Source organism: Haliea sp. (assembly GCF_040222615.1).
Taxonomy (GTDB): Bacteria; Pseudomonadota; Gammaproteobacteria; order Pseudomonadales; family Halieaceae; genus Haliea.
In genome coordinates, this window is record NZ_JAVKCQ010000119.1 from 1 (window position 1) to 1,726 (window position 1,726).

The following is a 1,726-nucleotide window of genomic DNA, read 5'->3' on the forward strand; positions in this document are numbered from 1 at the left end:
CGCTGGCGCTGGCCACCGGAAAATTCATGCGGGTACTTGCGCACAAAAGCCCGCGCCAGGCCGACATCATCCATCAACCTGAGCACCCCCTGCTCGACCGTCTTGCGGCTCTCGATACCGTGCAGCAGCAGGGGCTCCGCCAGGGCGTCATAGACCGACATGCGCGGGTTCAGAGAGGCGTAGGGATCCTGGAAGATCATCTGCATGCGGCGCCGCATCTGCTTCAGGGCCACGCCCTCGAGCGCGGTCACATCGGTGCCGTCGAACAACACCTCGCCGCTGGTAACCGGCACCAGCCGCAGCAGGGACCGCCCGATGGTGGACTTGCCGCTGCCGGACTCGCCCACCAGGCCCAGCACTTCGCCGCGCTGGACGGTGAAGCTGACATCATCCACGGCGCGCAGCGGGTCTCTGCCCCGGCCCTGACCGAACCAGGTACAGAGGTGGTTGACGGTAATCAGGTCGTCGCGGACCTCGCTGGAAGAAGCCTTGCTCCCCGCCGGTATGGCGTCCAGCAGCTTGCGGGTATAGGGGTGCTGTGCCCGCTCGAAGATCGCGGCGCGATCGCCCCGCTCCACCAGGTGCCCCTTCTCCATCACCACGATTTCGTCGGCGATATCGGCGACCACCGACAGGTCGTGGCTGATAAAAATCACGCCGATATTGCGCTTGCGCTGCAGCTCCGCCACCAGGGCCAGGATCTGCGCCTGGATGGTCACGTCCAGGGCCGTGGTCGGTTCATCGGCGATCAGCAGTTTGGGCTCGTTGATCAGCGCCATCGCGATCATCACCCGCTGGCGCATGCCGCCGGAAAACTGGTGTGGATACTGGTCTATGGTGGCCGCGGGATCCCGCAGGCCCACCTCCGCCAGCAGTTCCAGGGCCCGCTCCCGGGCAGCGGCCTTGCTCACCTTGCGGTGATACACGAGGGGTTCAATGAGCTGCTCGCCGATGGTCATGTAGGGGTTGAGACTGGTCATCGGATCCTGGAAGATCATGGCGATATCGCGGCCGCGGATCTCCCGCAGCTGCGCCTCACTCATCGCCAGCAGATCCCGCCCCTCGAAGTGGGCAGTGCCGTTTTCCACGCTGGCCGGCGGTGTGGGCAGCAGGCCCAGCAGGCTGTAGCAGCACACGGACTTGCCGGAACCGGATTCGCCAATGATCGCGGTAATCTTGCCGGACTCGACATCAAAGCTGACCCGGTTGACCGCGGTGACGCGCCCGTTGCGGGTGGTGAAGTCGACTTGCAGGTCGCGCACGCTGAGCAGGGCCATGGCCGGTCAGTCTCCGGAGCCGCGTACGTCCAGCGCATCGCGCAGGCCGTCGCCAAGGAAGTTGAGGGCAAACAGGGTGAGGGTCAGGGCGGCACCGGGGAAAATCAGCAGCCAGGGGTACTCTTCCATGGTCTCCGCCCCGTAGGAAATCAGCAGGCCCCAGGAGGTCGCCGGCGGCTGCACGCCCAAGCCGAGAAAGCTGAGGAAGGCCTCCAGCAGCATGACGCTGGGAATGGTCAGGGTGGTGTAGACAATGATCGGCCCCAGCGCGTTGGGCACCAGGTGGCGGCGCACGATGGTGGCCGGCGACAGGCCCAGGGAGATGGCAGCTTCGACGAACTCCTGCTGGCGCAGGGACTGCACCTGGCCGCGCATGATGCGCGCCATGGTCAGCCACTCCACGGCGCCGATGGCGAGAAACAACAGCAGCAGGTTGCGCCCGAACACCA

The 1,726-nt window shown here is 65.6% G+C and carries 2 protein-coding genes; both read right to left on the reverse strand.

Annotated features, from left to right (window positions below; genetic code table 11):
- Nucleotides 1–1,277, reverse strand: a 1,277-nt coding sequence (locus tag RJQ10_RS09700; RefSeq protein ID WP_350146027.1) for an ATP-binding cassette domain-containing protein, incomplete at its 3' end; no start/stop codon positions are given.
- A gap of 6 nt (nt 1,278–1,283) precedes the next feature.
- Nucleotides 1,284–1,726: ABC transporter permease (locus RJQ10_RS09705; RefSeq protein ID WP_350146029.1), on the reverse strand; the 443-nt coding region annotated here is incomplete at its 5' end.